Genomic DNA, 296 nt, shown 5'->3' on the forward strand with positions numbered 1-296 from the left:
GCTGGATGCGCCGGGCCGCCTCGGCCGCGAAGCTGGCCGCCGCCCCCGCCGGCCGGGACCTGCTCGCGCTGCGCGCGCTGGCCACCCAGCCGCTGGGGCGGCTGACCCGGATCGCGCCCGACGTGGCCGAGGCGTGGCGGCGCGGCGACGACGCCACCGTCGACGCCCTCGCCGCGCTGGAGCTCCGCCAACTCGGCCTGCGCGTCGATCGCTGACCCCCCTTGCTCCCGCCCCGCCCCACCCCCGCCCCCGTACCCTGGTCGGCCGGGTGCTGACCGGCCCGCGCGGTCGGCTCG

General features: G+C 81.8%; 1 pseudogene. It reads left to right on the forward strand.

Going from position 1 to position 296, the window contains the following annotated elements:
- Positions 1-215: pseudogene (locus AB0G13_RS10520) on the forward strand (hypothetical protein); the annotation flags it as partial.
- Positions 216-296 lie beyond the last annotated feature (81 nt).

It is taken from the genome of Micromonospora sp. NPDC023633 (genome assembly GCF_040640035.1).
GTDB lineage: Bacteria > Actinomycetota > Actinomycetes > Mycobacteriales > Micromonosporaceae > Micromonospora.